At 32.4% G+C, this 21,201-nt stretch carries 18 protein-coding genes; 8 read left to right on the forward strand and 10 right to left on the reverse strand.

Annotated elements, in window-relative coordinates; all coding sequences use genetic code 11:
* Positions 1 to 163 precede the first annotated feature (163 nt).
* From Q5Y73_RS18390 to rpmH, 10 genes are all read right to left on the reverse strand, one after another.
* Entirely contained in the window at positions 164 to 1,000 is an 837-nt protein-coding gene (locus Q5Y73_RS18390; protein ID WP_305993376.1) for a ParB/RepB/Spo0J family partition protein, read from the reverse strand.
* Positions 993 to 1,754: a ParA family protein gene (locus Q5Y73_RS18395; RefSeq protein ID WP_305993377.1), complete on the reverse strand. Its 762-nt coding sequence runs from the start codon at positions 1,752 to 1,754 to the stop codon at positions 993 to 995. The genes Q5Y73_RS18390 and Q5Y73_RS18395 overlap by 8 nt, the downstream gene beginning before the upstream one ends.
* A 698-nt stretch (positions 1,755 to 2,452) precedes the next feature.
* The gene (gene noc / locus Q5Y73_RS18400) at positions 2,453 to 3,268 is read right to left on the reverse strand and encodes a nucleoid occlusion protein (protein ID WP_305993378.1); all 816 of its coding nucleotides are present in this window, start codon (positions 3,266 to 3,268) and stop codon (positions 2,453 to 2,455) included.
* Between the two features lie 454 nt (positions 3,269 to 3,722).
* Positions 3,723 to 4,436, reverse strand: a complete 714-nt coding sequence (rsmG, locus tag Q5Y73_RS18405) for a 16S rRNA (guanine(527)-N(7))-methyltransferase RsmG (RefSeq protein ID WP_305993379.1) — start codon at positions 4,434 to 4,436, stop codon at positions 3,723 to 3,725.
* A gap of 1 nt (position 4,437) precedes the next feature.
* The gene (gene mnmG, locus Q5Y73_RS18410) at positions 4,438 to 6,330 is read right to left on the reverse strand and encodes a tRNA uridine-5-carboxymethylaminomethyl(34) synthesis enzyme MnmG (RefSeq protein WP_305993380.1); all 1,893 of its coding nucleotides are present in this window, start codon (positions 6,328 to 6,330) and stop codon (positions 4,438 to 4,440) included.
* Between the two features lie 31 nt (positions 6,331 to 6,361).
* Positions 6,362 to 7,735 carry a tRNA uridine-5-carboxymethylaminomethyl(34) synthesis GTPase MnmE gene (mnmE, locus tag Q5Y73_RS18415; protein ID WP_305993381.1) on the reverse strand — a complete coding sequence of 458 codons (1,374 nt, stop codon included), beginning with the start codon at positions 7,733 to 7,735 and terminating at the stop codon, positions 6,362 to 6,364.
* Between the two features lie 248 nt (positions 7,736 to 7,983).
* Positions 7,984 to 8,604, reverse strand: a complete 621-nt coding sequence (gene jag, locus Q5Y73_RS18420) for an RNA-binding cell elongation regulator Jag/EloR (RefSeq protein ID WP_305993382.1) — start codon at positions 8,602 to 8,604, stop codon at positions 7,984 to 7,986.
* Positions 8,601 to 9,350 (reverse strand): YidC/Oxa1 family membrane protein insertase, encoded by a 750-nt coding sequence (locus Q5Y73_RS18425; RefSeq protein ID WP_305993383.1) that lies wholly within the window; start codon positions 9,348 to 9,350, stop codon positions 8,601 to 8,603. Before Q5Y73_RS18425 ends, jag begins: the two co-directional genes overlap by 4 nt.
* A gap of 200 nt (positions 9,351 to 9,550) precedes the next feature.
* Positions 9,551 to 9,904 carry a ribonuclease P protein component gene (rnpA, locus tag Q5Y73_RS18430; protein ID WP_305993384.1) on the reverse strand — a complete coding sequence of 118 codons (354 nt, stop codon included), beginning with the start codon at positions 9,902 to 9,904 and terminating at the stop codon, positions 9,551 to 9,553.
* 181 nt (positions 9,905 to 10,085) lie between these two features.
* A complete protein-coding gene (gene rpmH, locus Q5Y73_RS18435; protein ID WP_305993385.1) occupies positions 10,086 to 10,220 on the reverse strand; it encodes a 50S ribosomal protein L34 in 135 nt (44 codons plus the stop codon).
* Positions 10,221 to 10,901: 681 nt separating this feature from the next.
* On the opposite strand from rpmH, the gene dnaA reads away from it, so the two are divergent.
* The 8 genes from dnaA (at position 10,902) to Q5Y73_RS18475 (ending at position 20,869) form a co-directional block, all read left to right on the forward strand.
* Positions 10,902 to 12,257: a chromosomal replication initiator protein DnaA gene (dnaA, locus tag Q5Y73_RS18440; RefSeq protein ID WP_305993386.1), complete on the forward strand. Its 1,356-nt coding sequence runs from the start codon at positions 10,902 to 10,904 to the stop codon at positions 12,255 to 12,257.
* Positions 12,258 to 12,480: 223 nt separating this feature from the next.
* Positions 12,481 to 13,626 carry a DNA polymerase III subunit beta gene (dnaN, locus tag Q5Y73_RS18445; protein WP_305993387.1) on the forward strand — a complete coding sequence of 382 codons (1,146 nt, stop codon included), beginning with the start codon at positions 12,481 to 12,483 and terminating at the stop codon, positions 13,624 to 13,626.
* Positions 13,627 to 13,655: 29 nt separating this feature from the next.
* A complete protein-coding gene (yaaA, locus tag Q5Y73_RS18450) occupies positions 13,656 to 13,868 on the forward strand; it encodes a S4 domain-containing protein YaaA (protein WP_305993388.1) in 213 nt (70 codons plus the stop codon).
* Between the two features lie 16 nt (positions 13,869 to 13,884).
* On the forward strand, positions 13,885 to 15,000 hold the full coding sequence (gene recF, locus Q5Y73_RS18455) for a DNA replication/repair protein RecF (protein WP_305993389.1): 1,116 nt from the start codon (positions 13,885 to 13,887) through the stop codon (positions 14,998 to 15,000).
* 16 nt (positions 15,001 to 15,016) lie between these two features.
* Positions 15,017 to 15,262 carry an extracellular matrix regulator RemB gene (gene remB / locus Q5Y73_RS18460; RefSeq protein ID WP_305993399.1) on the forward strand — a complete coding sequence of 82 codons (246 nt, stop codon included), beginning with the start codon at positions 15,017 to 15,019 and terminating at the stop codon, positions 15,260 to 15,262.
* A gap of 55 nt (positions 15,263 to 15,317) precedes the next feature.
* Positions 15,318 to 17,222, forward strand: a complete 1,905-nt coding sequence (gene gyrB / locus Q5Y73_RS18465; RefSeq protein WP_305993400.1) for a DNA topoisomerase (ATP-hydrolyzing) subunit B — start codon at positions 15,318 to 15,320, stop codon at positions 17,220 to 17,222.
* A gap of 22 nt (positions 17,223 to 17,244) precedes the next feature.
* Positions 17,245 to 19,722: a DNA gyrase subunit A gene (gene gyrA / locus Q5Y73_RS18470; RefSeq protein WP_305993390.1), complete on the forward strand. Its 2,478-nt coding sequence runs from the start codon at positions 17,245 to 17,247 to the stop codon at positions 19,720 to 19,722.
* A gap of 88 nt (positions 19,723 to 19,810) precedes the next feature.
* Positions 19,811 to 20,869, forward strand: coding sequence for an HD-GYP domain-containing protein (locus Q5Y73_RS18475; RefSeq protein ID WP_305993391.1), 1,059 nt, complete (start codon positions 19,811 to 19,813; stop codon positions 20,867 to 20,869).
* Positions 20,870 to 21,201 lie beyond the last annotated feature (332 nt).

Raw genomic sequence — 21,201 nt, forward strand, 5'->3', positions numbered from 1 at the left:
AAAAACTCCGTTTAGAGTTTCTGATGTAATCAAATACTTTCCAATCACCTTTATTATAATATTGAAGTGGACCAATTATAATGGTATAAAAAAACATACCATTTTTCATTACAAACCTAAGATTTTTCAGAATGAAATGGTATGTTTTTATATGTTGTTTTTTTTACAATAAATCTAGTAACCTTTGCAAGTCATCTTTAGAAAAATATGAAAGTTCTATAATTCCCTTATCATTTTGATTGTTTTTTATTTTCACTGTTGTTTTATATTTATTTCTCAATTCATCTTCAACCTGTATAATAAATGGATTGTTTGTTTTTTTCGATTTCTTCTTCTTAGGTTGTATTTCCTGACTGTTCTGAATTGCTTTTTCTAACTCTCTTACACTCCACTCGTTTTTAATGGTTAAGTTCGTCATCTCTTTTTTTAAATCATTATCTTTCAGTCCCACAATTGCCCTTGCATGACCCATTGAAATTGTTCCACGTGAAACATATTGTTTAATTTCACTTGGTAGTTGAATTAAACGCAAGAAATTCGCTATATGAGACCTGGATTTACCGACCTTAACAGATAATTCTTCCTGAGTTAATTGAAATTGATCAATTAAAGTTTGATAAGCAACAGCAACTTCCATTGGATTCAAATCTTCACGTTGTAAGTTTTCGATTAATGCAATTTCAGTAACTTGTTGATCTGAAAATGATCGAACGACTGCAGGTATCGTTTTTAATCCGCTTTTTTTTGATGCTCTCCATCTTCTTTCACCAGCTATAATCTCATAACCTTTTAAAACTTGTCTTACTATTATCGGTTGAATGACACCATGTTCTTTAATTGAAGCAGCTAGTTCATCTATTTTATCATCCTGAAAGTTTTTTCTTGGCTGATACGGATTTGGTCTTAAGTTAGTTAAACCAATCTGAATAACCTTGTCATCTTCTTTTACATCAAGAGCTGGGATTAAAGCATCTAATCCTCTCCCTAAACGTTTAGTCAACTGTAATCACTTCCTTAGCAAGATCCAGATACACTTCTGCTCCTTTTGATTTTGCATCATATGTAATGATAGGTTTTCCATGACTTGGTGCTTCGCTAAGTCTAACATTTCTTGGAATGATCGTTTGATAAACCTTTTCCTGAAAATATTTTTTAACCTCTTCAATCACTTGAATTCCAAGGTTTGTTCTTGCATCTAACATTGTCAGTAGTACACCTTCGATTTGTAAGTTAGTATTTAAATGTTTCTGTACTAAACGAACCGTGTTTAAAAGTTGACTCAATCCTTCCAAAGCATAATATTCACACTGAATAGGTATTATCACTGAATCAGCAGCAGTTAATGAGTTAACTGTTAAAATACCCAATGAAGGCGGGCAATCTATTAATACATAATCATATAAATGCTTAACCAGTTGTATCGATTTTTTTAATCTAATCTCCCTAGAAATAGTAGGAACCAATTCAATTTCAGCACCTGCCAATTGAATAGTTGCTGGGATAATATCTAGGTTTTCAATTTCAGATTTGCAGATCGCATCTTTAGGATGTACATCATTAATAATGACATCGTAAATACAATGGACTACATCCGCTTTATTAATACCTACACCACTTGTAGTATTCCCCTGAGGATCTATGTCTACTAATAAGACCTTTTTCCCTAATGTAGCTAAAGAGGCACCTAAATTAATGGAGGTTGTTGTTTTTCCAACCCCACCCTTTTGATTTGTAATTGCAATTATTTTTGACAATGCTCTTTCACCTCATAAAAAAATTAACAAACACTTTTCCCCATATTACTCATCAATGATCAATCAAAGAAATAATTGAATATATCTTACTGAAAAACTCAAAATCTTTCTTATGAGTGAACAAAACTCTTCAATCATTAGTATAATTACAAAATATTTGATTACAATATGAACAAAAACTCCTATAAGAGCCCTCTCAGAGAGGTCGTCGAATCCTTCTTTAAAGGTAGTTTTTGTTGAAACTTAGAATTTAAAATTTTAATTATCCTTAAGTGATAAGAACATCGTTTATCATTGACCTTCGAAAAAGTCGTCTAATCCTTCAGATAAAGATTTTCTTAAAACTTGAATTTAAATAAATTCTTAAGTTATAAAAAAGAAAAAAAAATATAAATTAATAATCACAACTTTATAAAAGTTCTTGAAATAATATGGGCTAACTCTATTATACTATTAAAAACTACTACAGTTATATTATATATTAGAACTTACTGTATTAAAAACAATTAATTTTCAAATATTTAAACAATTACAAAAATGAGTGTATTCGTCTGCAGTTTTTTTGATTGTAGTTGATTTGGAGAACAATTTATTGTGGAAATCATGTGTGAGCAAAAAATTAAGCTCCCACTCTTGAGTGAAATGGAAGCTTTTTGCTATATGTTATAAAAACAAATAAAATCTGTTAATTGAATACATTATTTTTTTGGAATTTTAAATGATATCTCATAGAAGTCATCATGATCTTTTTCATCTTTAGTAATTTTTAAACCAGAATCAACAACCATGTCAAAAGATTGACGAATCGTATTTAACGCCAATCGAATATCTTTTGAGAAAGAAATTCGTTTTGATTTTTTTGATTTAGAAATTTCTTTGTAAAGATTAACTCTAGCTTCTGTCTGTTTTACATTCAGGTCTTTTTTTAATATTTCTTCTAACAACTTTTGTTGCAACTCTTCACTATCTAATGAAAGAAGAGCTCTTGCATGTCTCTCGGTTATTGCTCTAGTTAACAAAGCTGTTTTTACAGGTTCTGAAAGGTTCAATAAACGTAGCTTATTAGCAATAGTAGACTGGCTTTTTCCAATTCTTTGTGCCAAGCTTTCTTGTGTTAATTCATGTAATTCTATCAACTTCTGATATGCAGATGCTTCTTCAATAGATGTTAGACCCTCACGTTGTAAGTTCTCTATTAGTGCAATAGAAGCTGCTTGAGAATCATTGTACTCTTTAACAATAGCTGGTATTGTATCGAGTTCTAATTTTTTTACGGCTCTAAATCTTCGCTCGCCAGCAATAATTTCAAATTTACTATTTCTGACTCGAACTACAATAGGTTGAATTACACCATGTGTTTTAATGGTTTGGCACAATTCATCAATTTTATCATCATCAAATACTTCTCTTGGTTGATATGGACTAGGAACAATTTCCTCAACTGAAATTTCCTTAACCTCTTCGCTGCCATTTCGATCTGATATACCAAGCAACTTTGAAAACTGATCTTTCATCGTTAATTACCACCTATCTCTCCAAAAAACTATAACTAATTTTCAATAATCTATGATGTTAAATAAAATACGAATTAGATACTTAACTAATTCATATATAAGAACAAGATGAAGTGATTCTCTGACAAATGATCAAATATCAAATAAGAGAACCAATGAATAAGAATCACTTCTTATGTAAGAAATATTTATAATACTAACTTCTCCATTCAGCTTGATTTTCCTGCCGTAAAAAAAACTAAAAATACTTTAATAACAAAGATAATGTAATATTCAAGTCTTAATACAATGATCATAACAAACAACTGAAAGAAATGTATGACTAGGATTAAAATTAGGTTTTTGCTAAAAGTGGTTAAACTATTCGCCACTATGTTCAAAATTTACACTGTGTATGTTTCACGTGAAACATACACAGATACAAATCATCTATTGGATCACTTAATACTATAAACTAAAACAAAGGCTTCTTTAAAGGAGTACCTGCTTTTCTCGGATACTTTTTGGGTGTATGATCAGTTTTTTGAATGAATATGAAATTTCTATCTGAAAGATCTGGCAACTGACATGAAACAACATTAGATAGAGAACCTTTTAACTCAATCAAACTGTATTTCGCCTCATTGACTTCATCAGTAGGATTAACACCCTTCATCGCAACAAAAAAACCACTCTTTTTCACAAAAGGAAGACAGTATTCATTTAATACATTTAATCTAGCAACAGCTCTAGCGGTTACGAGATCAAACTGATCCCTATATTGAGGCTTCCTGCCAAGCTCCTCTGCTCTTCCATGAACACAAGAAACATTACTGAGCTTTAACTCATTTGTTAAATGTTCCAAAAAATGAATCCTTTTTTTCAAAGAGTCTATAATGGTTACCTTTAAATGAGGAAACATTATTTTTAAAGGAATACTCGGAAAGCCAGCTCCAGAACCAATATCAGCAATAGACTCAATATCTGATATAGATTGATAAAAAGATAAAGAAATAGAATCATAAAAGTGTTTAATGAATACCTGCTCTTTATCTGTAATTGCAGTCAAATTCATTTTTTTATTCCATTCAACAAGAGTTTCAAAATATATTTCAAGCATTTCCCACTGAATAGAAGAAATCTTAATGCTTTTGTTATTTAACAATAAAGAAAAATGTTCATAATTCATATTAACCTCTCGCAGCCACAACTTTATTATAATGCTCTAAATAAACTAACAAGATTGAAATATCTGCAGGAGTAACTCCTGATATTCTTGATGCTTGCCCAATCGAGATTGGTCGTATATTTGAAAGTTTTTGTTTTGCCTCCATTGCTATACCTTGAACATCATCATATTCAATGTCAGATGGAATCTTTTTGTTTTCCATTTTCTTTAAACGTTGAACTTGAAGAAGTTGTTTTTCAATGTAACCAGAGTATTTAATTTGAATTTCAACCTGTTCTTTCTCTTCAACAGTTAACTCCAATTCAGAAGGAGAAAACATCTCTATATGTTTATATACAATCTCAGGTCTTTTCAATAAAGAAGCAGCATCTACAGAATTATTTAGAAGTGCTGTATTTAACTCAGTTAAAACATCTTGCACTTGAGGTTCAGGTCTGATTTTTATAGTTTTTAAACGTTGTATTTCATTCTCTATATTATTCCTTTTATTAATGAAATTACCATATCGTTCTTCTGTAATTAACCCAATTTCATATCCAGTTGGTGTTAAGCGCAGATCTGCATTATCATGTCTTAATAATAATCGGTATTCTGCTCGTGATGTTAATAATCGATAAGGTTCATTTGTTCCTTTAGTAACTAAATCATCAATAAGCACACCAATATAACCTTGAGATCTATCAATAATGACAGGTTCTTTGTCCTGGACTTTTCTTGCAGCATTAATTCCAGCCATAATTCCTTGTCCTGCAGCTTCTTCATATCCGGAAGTTCCATTAATTTGACCTGCAGTATATAAGTTTGCAATTTTTTTTGTTTCTAATGTAGGCCAAAGCTGAGTCGGAACAATAGCATCATACTCAATAGCATATCCAGTACGCATCATTTGTACTTTTTCTAAACCAGGAATGGATTGTAATATTTTCAGTTGTACATCCTCAGGCATACTTGTAGACAATCCTTGTACATAATACTCAGAAGTATATCTTCCTTCCGGTTCTAAAAATATTTGATGTTTTGGCTTATCACTAAATCGCACAATTTTATCCTCTATTGAAGGGCAATATCTAGGTCCTGTTCCTTCTATGACACCAGAATACATAGGTGCTCTTGACAGGTTATTATTAATTGTTTTATGTGTTTCACCAGAAGTATAAGTTAACCAACAAGGCAATTGTTCTTCATCAATTCCTTTTGTTGTTTCAAACGAAAAGTGTTTTGGGTTTACATCCCCAGGCTGTTCTTCAGTTTTCGAAAAATCAATAGAATCTTTATGAACTCTAGGTGGAGTTCCTGTTTTAAACCGTACTAAGTCGAAACCCAAAGATTTAAGACAGTCTGAAAGCTTAATTGAAGGTTGTTGGTTATTTGGTCCACTTTCATAAATCACCTCACCCATGATGACTTTGCCCCTCAAATAAGTACCTGTAGTTAAAACTACGGTCTTACCCTTGATTTCTGCCCCTGTTTTTGTGATGACACCTTGACAAACTCCATCTTTAACGATTAATTCCTCAACCATTCCTTGTTGGAGTGTTAAATTTTCTTGTTTTTCAATCGTTTCCTTAAGCGCATTTTGATAAAAAAACTTATCCGCTTGAGCACGTAAAGCGTGAACAGCAGGTCCTTTACCCGTATTCAACATTCTTAACTGAATATAGGTTTTATCGATATTCCGCCCCATTTCCCCACCTAGAGCATCTATTTCTCTTACTACATGCCCTTTGGCAGGACCACCAATGGAAGGATTACAAGGCATAAATGCAACCATATCCAAATTAATGGTTACAAGTAATGTTTGACAACCCATTCTAGCAGCAGCTAGTGCAGCTTCACACCCTGCATGACCTGCCCCGATGACAATGACGTCATATTCACCAGCTTGATATCCCATATTTCATATTACCTCCTTTACGACAAAAAAATTATTTACCCAAACAAAACTGTGAAAAGATTTGATCAATCAATGATTCACTTACTGAATCACCTATTACCTCACCTAGGTCCTCCCAAGCATTCCTAATATCGATCTGAAGCATATCAATTGGAACATGGTGTGTTCCATTAAGAGCTTCTTCCAATGACCTTTTCGCTTTATTTAACAGATGAATATGCCTGACATTACTAACATAGGATGAATCTGTTGACTCTATCTTTCCTTCAAAGAACATGTTTGCAATGACTTTTTCTAATTCCAACTGACCTTTGTCATTTTTAATAGACATTTTTACAACTTGTTCCTCTGAAAATTGCTTCGTTATTTGCTCTACTTCAATTTGAGCAGGTAAATCCGTTTTATTTAAAATAACAATAACTTGTTTATTCTCAACTTCTTTAAATAAATTGAATTCATCCAAATGCAAAGGTTCATTTTGATTCAATACAAATAATACTAATTCAGCCTCTAGAAGTGATTTTCTAGATCGCTCTACTCCAATTTTTTCAACAATATCGCTAGTTTCTCTTAAGCCTGCAGTATCTAATAATTTTAAAGGAACTCCACCAACTGTTACAAACTCTTCAATGACGTCTCTCGTTGTTCCTGGAATATCCGTAACAATCGCTTTATTCTCTCTAGCCAACAAATTTAGCAAAGAGGATTTCCCAACATTAGGTCTGCCAACAATTGCTGTGACAATTCCTTCCCTTAATATCTTACCTTGATTTGCATTCTTCAATAAATCATCGATAAGTTGAATTGATTGTTTACATTTATCCGCAATATAAGCATAAGTAAGATCCTCAACATCATGTTCAGGATAATCAATGTTTACTTCTATATGAGCCATTAGTTCGATCAATATATTTCTTAAACTGATGATTTTTTCCGACAAAGAACCTTCTACCTGCTTCATAGCAACAGAATAAGCTCGATCTGATTTAGAGCGAATTAGATCAATAACTGCCTCTGCTTGTGTTAAATCTATTCTGCCATTTAGAAAAGCTCTCTTAGTAAACTCCCCTGGTTCTGCCAAACGAGCACCATATCGTAATAACAACTCCAATATTTTCTTAACGGATATTAACCCACCATGACAGCTGATTTCAACTACATTTTCTTTTGTAAAAGATTTTGGAGCAAGCATTACTGTCAGTAAGACCTCATCTACTTTTAAGCCTGAATCAGGCTCCTTTATGAAACCATATTGAACAGTATGAGTTTGCATCTCGGAACACTTCTTTTTAGCAAAAAAAATAGTGTCTGTTATTGATACTGCTTCAGGTCCACTAATACGTATCATTGCTATGCCACCTTCACCAAGTGGAGTTGAAATGGCGGCAATCGTATCGGAAATCATGAATACACCTCTTTATCGCGTATTATTCCTTATTTATTTAATTAACATTCTCATATTTATAACCAAACTACAACAATCAACAATTAATCTATACATTCATCTCTTTGATCACCAAGAACATAATCACCTTGACAAAATAAAGTCTATATGGAAAAAAGCAATGGCTCATTACATGAAATAATAAGCCATTGCAGAAACTAATCCCAAGTTTTATGTTAACTTTGAACAAACTTTAAAAAGAATACATCTTATTTTAAAGTAATAACGACATACCGATTGGGTTCATTGCCTTCACTTTTCGTATCTAGTTTGGAATGATCTTGTAAATAGGTATGAATAATTTTCCGATCTTGCGGTGGCATCGGTTCAAGAGAAACTTCTCGTTTGTATCTAATCACTCGGGCAGCAATTCTACCAGCCAATTGTTCAAGTGTTTTTTTTCGTTTTTCACGAAAATTTTCTGCATCTAGTAAAACTCTTTGGTATGAATTAGCATATCGATTTGCTGCAATATTCACTAAATACTGCAAAGAATCCAATGTTTGTCCTCTTCTACCAATCAAAATACCGACCTCTGGTCCAGTAAGATTAAGAAATTTTTCATTATCTTTCTTTTGCCCAATTTCTACGCTGACATCAAGTTTCATCTTGTCCACAATATCTTTTAAAAATTCAAAGGCTTCATCAATTACATCAGAAATATACTCTAACTCAACCTTCGCTTCCTTAGAACCTATAATACCTAAAAACCCCTTAGTAGGCTCTTCAATAATATGCACTTTAACTCTCTCTTCAGTTGTATTTAATTGTGCCAAACCAGATTGAACAGCATCTTCAATTGTTTTACCAGTTACAGAAATTTTTTTCACTTAGAAAGACCTCCCTCTTTTGGAGCCTCACTTTTTTTGTTTCCGTATATAAAATAAGATTGAATAATTGTAAAGATGTTACCATACACCCAGTATAAAGGTAAGGCGGATGGGAATGTTAGTGCCATTACAAAGATTAGTACAGGGAATATCATCATAATCCCTTGCATACCCTGCATTTGATTACTCATTTGAGAGGACATCATCTTACTCTGAAGATAAGTCGTAAACGCAGCTAAAATCGGTAATATATATGGATCTCTTTCACCCAACTGCAACCATAAAAATGTACTGTTAGATATTAGATCATTACGCATAATCGCGTTATATAGCGCTATAAGTATTGGCATTTGAACAATAAGCGGCAAACAACCTGCCAGAGGATTAATCCCATTTTTTTGGAACAATCTCATGGTTTCTTCTTGCTGTTTTTTTGGATCTGTTTTATATTTTTCCTTCAATTTCTTAATTTCAGGTTGAATTTCTTGCATTTGTTTAGAGCTTTTAATTTGCTTCAACGTAAGTGGCAATATCAATAATCGTATAATAATAGTTACAATTAAAATAGATATACCATAATTGCTATAAGGTAGATCAGCAAACCAATCTAAAGAAACCGAAAGAGGATTTACAAAATATTTATCCCAGAATCCGTTTTCAGGATCAATGGGGTCCTCCATACTGCACCCAGCTAGTAAAACTGTTAAAGATAATAATACAAGAAGTAATGGCAAACGACGAGACAAAATTAAATTCCTCCTAACCTACTATCCACATCTTAATAAGTATCACAATAATATAAACTATATCATAGTTTAAACAACAAATAAACAATGCCAATTAATTAGAAAAAATCTTTTTCTTTCCAACTATATTAAATAGAAAGTTACCTTTTCCATCCCTATTTATTGTTTAAATATAAATAAGTTAAATCTTTTACTTCCTACTAAGTTCCTCTATTTTTTTTCCTAATTAACGAGGCTTTACGCAATACATGTAATATACTTTTTTCTATCTGATGGTAATCCATTATTACTGCCGGTTTTCTCACAATAATAATTAGATCGTAACCACCTTTTATTTTATCTTCATGATGTCTTGCAATTTCCTTAATTACTCTGCGCATTCGATTTCTAACTACAGCATTTCCTGTTTTTTTACTTACAGATATACCTAATCGAAAATGATGAATTGAGTTTTGTTTGTAATAAACTACAAATTGATGATTTGCAGTTGATTTTCCATAGCGATAAATGAAATTAAAATCTTCCCTCTTTTTTAATCGAAATTTATTCTCCACAATAAACGCTCCATATGTTGCATCATTTCAATTTAGATATATATTCTAAATGTTAATATCGTTCACACTTCATAAGCAATTTAAACAATAAAAAAGAAAAAAGACCACAGTAAGTGGTCATCTCATACACTTTACATTGTCTCCTTCTTCAAAAAGGACACTTCACTTAGTAAAGTTCTTTTTACGCACTTAAAATTTTTCTACCCTTTCTACGACGAGCAGCTAAAACTTTGCGTCCATTTTTTGAGTGCATTCTTTTACGGAATCCATGCACTTTTTTACGTTTTCTAGTGTTAGGTTGAAAAGTTGGTTTCATTTATAGCACCCCCTTAAGGAATTGCATTTCGCATAATAATCCTTATACATTAAAGCATTTTGTATTACAAAAGTCAACTTCAATATCTTTATTTTATTTTCGTATACTCCCCCTGCTTATTTACTAACATGTGAATAAGCATAATAGCGACGATTCCAGATCCAAAGAAAATGTTCTCCCTCTTTTCTAACAGCCATTGTGGATAAAAATAATGTAAATTTTGAAATATGTCGACTCATCAACAACCAAAGCACAAAATGTCGGATTGTATATAAAAAAATATACACAAGATGTGCACTTGTGGATAATGTTCAAAAACCAATTGAAATAAACAGATTTATTTGCTATGATGTAAATGCTCTATCTTGTGGATATGTATTAAAAACCATCATATTTATCAACATTCTGTGGATATAGTTGTGAACAACTTATATAAGTGTGAATATTTTATCCCTAGAATGATTTTTTTGTGGGTAAAATAGCATTTTTCGACATGAAATGACTTGTTTTACTATAAATAAAGTGATGATTCTTTATCCACAACTCTTTTGTTGTTTTGAGAGGGAATCAGTATTGAAATAACTATAATTTAAATAAATTAAGATTATATGAGATATAACATATATTTTCTAACAGCTCTTCCATCAGAGATTTTTTAGGATTAAAGGAGTGAACACATTCATGGAAGATTATCCTGATCAGCTTTGGCAGAAAATTTTATCCATATTACAAACAAAAGTGAGCAAACCGAGTTATGATACTTGGTTGAAATCAACAAAAGTTAAGGTATTTAATCATTCCTTATTAATGGTTTGCGCACCAAATATGTTTGCAAAGGAGTGGCTGGAAAATCGCTACATAAAGTTAATCAGTAATGCGGTTTTTGAAAGTACAGGCCGAAAAGTAGAGGTTAAAATAGTGATTGAAGACGAGGAAGTCATACCTGAAATCGTTCCAGCTCCTAAAAAAAAGACAAAGCAAAATATTACAACAAGTGAAGAGTCTTTACCACCGATGTTAAATGCTAAGTATACTTTTGACACGTTTGTCATCGGTTCTGGTAATCGTTTTGCACATGCTGCATCATTAGCTGTAGCTGAAGCGCCAGCAAAAGCTTATAACCCATTATTTTTATATGGTGGAGTGGGCTTAGGAAAAACTCATTTAATGCATGCAATTGGGCACTATATTATAGAGCATCATCCACAAACGAAAGTATTATATATTTCTTCAGAAAAATTTACGAATGAATTTATTAATGCAATTCGAGACAATCGTGGTGAATACTTTAGAAATAAATATAGGAATATTGATATTTTACTTATAGATGATATCCAATTCTTAGCGGGAAAAGAACAAACACAAGAAGAATTTTTCCATACATTTAATGCACTTCATGAGGAATCCAAACAAATTATAATTTCTAGTGATAGACCGCCTAAAGAAATACCTACACTAGAAGAAAGACTTAGATCAAGATTTGAATGGGGGTTAATCACTGACATTCAGCCGCCAGATCTAGAAACAAGAATAGCAATTCTAAGAAAAAAAGCTAAAGCAGAAAATTTAGATGTACCAAATGAAGCGATGGTTTATATAGCCAATCAGATTGATACGAATATTAGAGAACTTGAAGGTGCATTAATAAGAGTAGTGGCATATTCATCGCTAATTAATGAAGATATTTCTGCTGAATTGGCACGAAATGCCCTAAAAGATATTATTCCATCAAGTAGACCTAGAGTAATTACCGTTGAAGATATACAAAAAGTAACAGGCGCACATTATGGACTTAATATTGAGGATCTAAAAGCTAGAAAAAGAACAAAATCAGTAGCATTTCCAAGACAAATAGCAATGTATTTGTCTAGAGAGTTGACAGATTTATCTCTTCCTAAAATTGGTGAAGCTTTTGGTGGCAGAGATCATACAACCGTCATACATGCTTACGACAAAATTTCTAAATCTCTAAAAAATGATCAGGAATTATATAAAGTTGTCCACAATATTACTAGTAAAATTAAAAACCCTTCATAATATCACCAGCCTATGCACAAATTACTCACATGTGGATAGGCTGGTGTGTTATACAACTAATAAGGTTATCCACATATTCAGTGCCCCTACTACTTATACTAAATAAAATATAATAAATAATATTATAAATAGATAACCTCAAAAAATACTAAAACCTTTAACAAAAATGAATCAAAAAACCGAAATATAATATTATATTTAAGAAAATAATGGAGATGGGAATATGGAATTTAAAATCTTAAAAAATAAACTGCATGAGTCCATTCAGCATGTCTCAAAAGCAATAACAAACAGAACAACAATTCCAATCTTAAGCGGTATTAAAATTGATGCTTATGATCAAGAAGTCATATTAACAGCAAGCGATACTGAAATATCAATCCAAAGTTTTATCCCTAAAGAAATAGAAGACAATCCAGTTATTGAAATCATAAGAGAAGGAAATGTTGTCCTACCTGCCAAGTTTTTTGTAGAAATTATTAGAAAACTACCAGGAGAATATGTGGAAATTAAAGTGGATTCCTCCTTTCAAACAACCATTAAATCAGGAACATCAGAACTTCAAATTATAGGACTTGATCCCGAAGAATACCCAGTGTTACCTTCTATCGAAGAAAACAATTCTATTATGTTAGCCAGTGATTTATTAAAATCCATGATTAAACAAACATCATTCTCTATTTCAACAAACGAGAGCACGCCTATATTAACAGGCATTCTTTGGAATTTATCAAATAAAAATTTAAAATTTGTAGCTACTGATCGCCATCGTTTAGCTAGTAGAGAAATTTCAAATATAGAAGTAAGTGAAGATTTAAATCTTGGGAATATTGTAATCTCAGGAAAAACATTAAATGAGTTAAATAAATTATTACCAGATCAAAATCAAATGATTCACATCGTTTTTGCAAATAATCAAGTGTTGTTTAAAATAGATTCCATTCTTTTTTACACACGAATATTAGATGGAATCTATCCTGATACGTCTAAAATTATCCCACAAACGTTTAAAACAGAAATTATTGTACCTACAAAGCTATTTTTAGAAGCAATTGATCGAGCGTATTTGTTATCTAGAGAAAATCAAACAAACATAGTAAAAATGATTATTAGAGATCATGAAGAAATAGAAATTACATCTAGTTTAACTTCCCTTGGTAAAATAACGGAGCAAGTAAAAGCGGAACGGATAGATGGGGAATTAATTCAAATATCATTTAATTCTAAATACATGCTTGATGCATTAAAAGTCATTGATAGTGAAAATATTCAAATCGGTATCACAGGTACTATGAGTCCTATCATCATTAAACCTAGTGAAGATACTAATATGCTCCATTTAATTTTACCTTATCGTACTACAAACTAACTAAAGAAATAACTGAAAGGAAATCACAAATGGAAATTGTAAAAATTAAAGACGAATATATTACACTAGGACAATTTTTAAAACTAACAAACCATATCTCCACTGGCGGGCAAGCCAAACCTTTTTTACAAGAAAATGATATTTATATCAATGGGGTTTTAGATAATCGAAGAGGAAAAAAAATCGTACCAGGAGATGAAGTTAAAATTAGCGACGAGGTTTACAAAGTGGTGAATTCGTAACGCTGGGGGAATCATTTTGTTTTTAAAAAAACTAACATTAAAAAATTATCGTAACTATTCAACGGTTGAAATGAAACTCGATCATAACATCAATATATTCATTGGTCCCAATGCACAGGGAAAAACGAACTTACTCGAAGCAATTTACGTTATGGCATTAACAAAGTCTCATCGCACAAACACAGACAAAGAATTAATTTGTTGGGGAAAAGACGAAACGGTTTTATACAGTGAAGTTGAAAGAAAATATGGAAGTAATAAATTGGAGATTCATCTTTCCCAAAAAGGGAAAAAAGTAAAAATCAATGGGCTTGAACAACGCAAGCTTAGCGATTTTATTGGTGGATTGAATGTTGTTATGTTTGCGCCTGAAGATTTAGAAATTGTAAAAGGATCTCCAAGAATTCGCCGTCGATTTATTGATATGGAATTAGGACAGGTTCAACCCAGCTATATTTATGATTTGCAGCAATATCAAAAAATATTGAATCAAAGAAATAATTTATTAAAACAGCATCATACAGCTAAGGATAAGCATTTAATTGAATTATTAACTATCTGGGATCAGCAATTAGCTGAGTTTGGTATTAAAATTATAAAAAAACGTCAACACTTTATAAGAAAATTACAATTATGGGCTGAACAAATTCATTCAGGTATTACAAATGAAAAAGAACATTTAAAAGTGATTTACAAACCTTCCTTTGAAATTGATCAATTTGATGATGAAACTGTTTTATTTAATCAATTTATGTTAAAGTTAACAAAGATGCGAGAACAGGAGATAAAAAGAGGAGTCACCTTAATTGGACCACATCGTGATGATCTTCTTTTTTTAATTAATGATAAAGAGGTTCAAACATTCGGATCCCAAGGTCAACAAAGAACCACAGCACTATCCATAAAACTTGCAGAAATTGAGCTCATACATGAAGAAGTTGGGGAATATCCTCTTCTTCTATTAGATGATGTGTTATCAGAGCTTGACCAATATCGTCAAACTCAGCTTATTGAAACCTTTCAAAACAAAGTACAGACCTTTATAACTACTACAGGTGTTGAAAGTGTAAATTTGTCTAAATTAAAAGAAGCCAAACTATTTCATGTTTTAGAAGGTACTGTAACGGTTTAGGATTGGAGTGATGGGGTTGTTTATTCACCTTGGAGGAGATAAAATTTTAAAAGCATCCGAATTAGTTGCTATATTTGATTTATCCATTGATAAATCTTTTCTTGTTTTAGAACCATTTATTGATCATGCTAAAGAAAATAACAGGGTTGAGATGATCTCTGTTGAAAAACCAAAATCACTGATTATTTCAACAACGAAAATATACTATTCACCCATCTCGTCAGCTACATTAAAAAAAAGAGCGAGTTTATTACATATTTAAGTTTTAAGTTTTATCTGTTTTTTATTCTACACAAGTAGGTGAAGCAAAAATGTCATTGAATCAACAACAAAATACGTATGATGAAAATCAGATTCAGGTACTAGAAGGACTTGAAGCTGTAAGGAAAAGACCTGGGATGTATATCGGATCAACAGGAGTGAAAGGCCTTCACCATCTAGTATGGGAAGTAGTGGATAACAGTATTGATGAAGCTATGGCCGGATATTGTACATCAATAGACGTTATTGTTAACGAAGATAATAGTATAACGGTAAAGGATAATGGTCGTGGTATCCCAGTCGGTGAACATCCAAAAATGAAACGCCCAGCATTAGAGGTCGTTATGACGGTATTACATGCTGGAGGTAAATTTGGTGGAGATGGATACAAGGTTTCTGGAGGATTGCACGGAGTAGGTGTATCCGTTGTTAATGCACTTTCAAAATCAGTTGTAGTTCAAGTTAGAAGAGACGGAACCATATATCAACAAGAATATCGTTACGGTGCTCCACAATATGATCTTAAAGTAGTTGGTGAAACTGAGGAAACTGGAACTCAAACTACATTTGCACCTGATGATGAAATTTTCAAAGAAACCACAATATATGATTATGATACGTTACAATCTAGACTTAGAGAACTAGCATTTTTAAATAAAGGAATCGAAATTAACTTAATAGATAAGCGAACCGACAAAGAAACTTCTTATAAATATGATGGTGGGATCATTTCATTTGTAGAATATCTAAATAGACATCGTGAGCCTATACATGAACCTCCTATTTATGTTGAAGGTGGAAAAGATCACATTAACGTGGAAGTATCTTTGCAATATAACGATGGTTATAGTGAAAATATTTATTCTTTTGCCAACAATATCAATACTCATGAAGGTGGGACACATGAGTCCGGATTTAAAAGTGCGTTAACGAGAATTTTAAATAATTATGCTAAAAAAAATCAATTGTTGAAAAATAATGATGCTAATTTCTCTGGTGATGATGTTCGTGAAGGAATTACTGCTATCATTTCTGTGAAAATTCCTGAGCCTCAGTTTGAAGGTCAAACCAAAACGAAGCTAGGTAATGGTGAAGCAAGAAGTATTGTTGAGTCTGTTTTCTCTGAAAAGTTATCTGAATTTCTAGAAGAAAATCCTTCAATTGCTAAACAAATTATTGAAAAATCATTACAAGCTGCTAGAGCTAGAGAAGCTGCTCGCAAAGCAAGAGAAGCTACGAGACGAAAGAGTGCATTAGAAGTCAGTTCCTTACCGGGTAAGTTAGCGGATTGTTCTTCTAAAGATGCTTCCATTAGTGAATTGTATATCGTCGAGGGAGATTCAGCGGGAGGATCAGCAAAACAAGGAAGAGACAGACATTTTCAAGCGATACTGCCTTTAAGAGGGAAAATACTTAATGTTGAAAAGGCAAGATTAGATAGAATATTAGGCAACGCTGAAATACGTGCTATTATTACAGCGCTAGGAACAGGGATCGGTGAAGAATTTAATATAGAAAAAGCTAGGTATCATAAAATTATTATTATGACTGATGCCGACGTAGATGGTGCACATATTAGAACTTTACTATTGACCTTTTTATATAGATACATGAGACCTGTTATAGAATCAGGGTATATTTATATCGCACAACCACCTTTATATAAAATTGAAAAAGGGAAAGTTATTCAATACGCTTATAATGATGACCAGAAGAATGAGGTCATAGAAAAATTAAGTGGAAAAGTAAACATTCAACGTTACAAAGGTCTTGGGGAAATGGATGCTGGACAACTGTGGGAAACAACCATGGATCCTGAAAGTCGTACATTATTGCAAGTAACCATTGAAGATGCAATGGATGCTGATGCTATTTTTGATACATTAATGGGAGATAATGTGGAACCAAGAAGAGATTTTATACAACAACATGCTAAATATGTTAGTAATATAGATATCTAAATTAGGAAGTTATGGTGAGAACATGGCTGATGAAATACGTTCAAATGTAGAAAATAGGGATATTCGTACAGAAATGCAATCCTCATTTATGGATTATGCTATGAGTATTATCGTAAGCCGGGCATTACCTGATGTAAGGGACGGTTTAAAGCCAGTACATCGAAGAATTTTATATGCAATGTCTGAGCTGGGGATGTCACCTGACAAACCCTTTAAAAAGTCTGCACGTATTGTAGGTGAGGTTTTAGGTAAATATCATCCACATGGAGATTCTGCTGTTTATGAAACAATGGTGAGAATGGCACAGGATTTTTCACTTCGTTATATGTTAATTGAAGGACACGGAAACTTTGGTTCTATAGATGGAGATTCCGCTGCGGCCCAACGTTATACAGAAGCACGCCTTTCAAAAATAGCAATGGAAATGTTAAGAGATATTAATAAAGAAACAGTTGATTATGCAGACAATTATGATGGTGAAGAGAAAGAACCTGTTGTTTTACCAGCACGTTTCCCGAATTTATTAGTAAATGGAGTTTCGGGAATAGCTGTAGGGATGGCTACAAATATTCCACCTCATAATCTTGGGGAAGTCATTGATGGTGTTTTGGAATTAATTAAAAACCCAGATCTAACCCCAATCGATTTAATGGAGTATATAAGTGGCCCTGACTTTCCTACAGGTGGTTATATTTTAGGTAGACAAGGAATTAGACAGGCTTATGCAACTGGTCGTGGTTCTGTTACTATGAGGGCCAGAGCAGAAATTGAAGAGAATGAAAATACAAATAAAGCAAAAATTATAATAAATGAATTACCATATCAAGTTATAAAAGCAAGATTAATAGAAAAAATTGCAGAGTTAGTTAGAGATAAAAAAATAGAAGGTATTACAGATCTTAGAGATGAATCCGATCGAAATGGAATGAGAATTGTAATTGAACTTCGCAGGGATGTAAATCCTCATGTCGTACTAAATAACTTATATAAACAAACATCTATGCAAATCAACTTTGGTGTAAATATGCTGGCCTTAGTTAATGGCGAACCAAAAGTTTTGAACATAAAAGATATTTTACACCACTATATCCAACATCAAATTGAAGTAATTGAAAGACGTACTCAATTTGATTTAAGGAAAGCAGAAGCAAGAGCTCATATTTTAGAAGGATTAAGAATTGCATTAGATCATTTAGATAAAGTGATTGCATTAATTCGCGCCTCAAGAACTACAGAAGAAGCTAGGGAAGGGTTAATGACTCAGTTTGATTTGAGTCATGAACAATCACAAGCGATTTTAGATATGCGTCTCCAGCGTTTAACAGGCTTAGAAAGAGATAAAATTGAAGACGAGTATCAGGAATTATTAAAGAAAATTGCAGAATTACGTGCTATATTAGCGGATGAGCAATTAGTACTAGATATCATAAGTGATGAGTTATTAGAAATTAAAAACAAATTTGGAGATGAAAGACGCTCCGAAATCACAGCTGGAGATTTAGATATTTTAGATGAAGATCTAATCCCGCAAGAAGATGTTCTTATTTCTATATCACATACTGGCTATATCAAACGTATACCTGTTACAACATATCGAAGTCAAAAACGTGGTGGTAGAGGTGTGATAGGTATGGGAACAAAAGATGATGATTTTGTTGAGCATCTGTTTGTAACCAATACCCACCATTATTTAATGTTTTTCACTAATAAAGGAAAGGTATATCGTTTGAAGGGATATGAAATTCCCGAACAAAGTAGGACATCGAAGGGTACACCAATTATTAATTTAATGCAAATAGAACCTGGTGAGTACGTGAATGCTGTATTTCCTATCGAAAGTTTTGAAAGTGATCACCACCTGTTGTTCGCAACGAAAAAAGGAATTGTAAAGAAAACGAATATTCAAGAATATAAAAATATTCGAAAAGGTGGACTTATTGCCATAACAATTCGTGAAGATGACGAATTAATTGGTGTAAAACTTACAGATGGCAACCAGGAAATTATTATGGGAACGCAACAAGGAATGTCTATTCGATTTTCAGAAAAAGACGTGCGAACCATGGGTCGTTCTGCATCAGGTGTGAAAGGAATCACCATCTCTGAAAACGATCAAGTCATAGATATGGGCGTTGTTAATGATGATAATGATGTATTGATTGTTACAGCTAAAGGTTATGGAAAAAGAACTCCAATGTCTGAATATCGCTCTCAAACTAGGGGCGGAAAAGGAATAAAAACAATCAATGTCACAGAAAAAAATGGCTCAGTTGCTGGATTGAAAATTGTACACAATAATGAGGATCTAATGATTATTACTTCTCTTGGTACTATTATACGTACAAGTATGTCCGAAATTTCAACGATGGGTAGAAATACGCAAGGTGTGAAATTAATTAATATTAGAGAAGAAGATCAAGTAGCCACAGTAACACAAGTTGAAAAAAATGATGAATCGAATGATGAACATTCTGAAAACGAAGCAGAGCCAACTGAATAAGATATAACTTTTATATTTCTATGATTAAATCAAAGGACAGAATAAACTATATTCTGTCCTTAAATTCAGGTATAAAAGGGTGATTTAATTGAAAAGAGTTTCTATCTCGAATATAAATAACGGAGATCAATTAGTAGAAGATGTGAAGACTGAACTTGGTGGCACTTTATTTAATAAAGGGATTACTTTGGGTCATAGAGAGGTCGAGATACTAAAGGCTTTTTTAATTCGAAATGTGGTTGTTGGAGCAGAACAAAAAGAAGATGACCAACAAAACGAAAAAGAAGAAAGAAAGATTATCAATACCGATTTAATGTATGCATATGAAGAACTTGCATCTTTTATAAAGAAAGTCTTCTTAAATGCTACATTAGACAAGCTACCTTTGTTAGAAATTCGTACTAACTTGGAATCAGTGATTTCATTAATTGATCAATATGACATTTTAACATTTGACCCACCTGTTTCAGATCTCAAGGATTACTGTATTCAAAAATGTATCAAGGTAAGTATGACTGCTTATCTAATTGCTAAATGGATTCACTTACCTCAAAAAGACTGGGTCCAAGTTGCCCTTGCAGGCTTATTGCATGACATAGGAAATACAAAAGTAGATTCGGAGATTTTGCAAAAGGCAGGTAAACTATCATCAGAGGAACTTAAAGAGGTTAGAAGACATACTATATATGGATATAACATGTTAAAAGAAGTAACTGGAATTAATGATGGTGTAAAATTGGCGGCTCTGCAACATCATGAAAGATGTGATGGAAGTGGTTATCCACTCGGTTCAGATAAAAATCAAATTCATCTATATGCAAAAATAGTAGCAGTAGCAGATGTATTTCATGCTATGACATCCAGTAGGAATTATAAGGAAAAGAGTTCTCCATTTGTAGTTTTGGAGGAAATTCAAGAACAATCTTTTGGAAAACTAGAACCGAGTATAGTACACACATTCATAAAAAAAATGACTGAATTTCAAAGCGGAAATATAGTGAAATTAAATAATAATATGATTGGTGAGATCGTTTTTTACGATCAAAACAATCCAACAAGACCCTGGGTTAATGTGGGGGGAGAAATTATAAACTTAGATCAGGAGCGACATCTATATATTGAGGAGTTTTTAAAAAAACAAATATAAAACAAATATTTTGAATACATATTGCATAGAATATGTATAAGATATTAAAACAGACTATATTTTTGAACAAAAACTCCTATCGGAGTCTCTCGAAGATATCGTCAAACATTTCAATAGCTGTAGTTTTTATTGAAATAAGGAATTTGTCATCTTAATATATTTTTATTTAAAAAAAGTACTTGCTTTTATCTACTTAACCGTGGTATATTAATCAAGTCGCCGCTGAGACGGACGATGAGAGCAAAAAAAAGGTTGACAAAAAACAATCAAAAATGTTATGATGGTTGAGTCGCTGTTAAACAGACAACGACAACAAAACAAGTAAGAGATGC

The sequence above is a fragment of the Chengkuizengella axinellae genome (genome assembly GCF_030730905.1).
Taxonomy (GTDB): domain Bacteria; phylum Bacillota; class Bacilli; order Paenibacillales; family KCTC-33759; genus Chengkuizengella; species Chengkuizengella axinellae.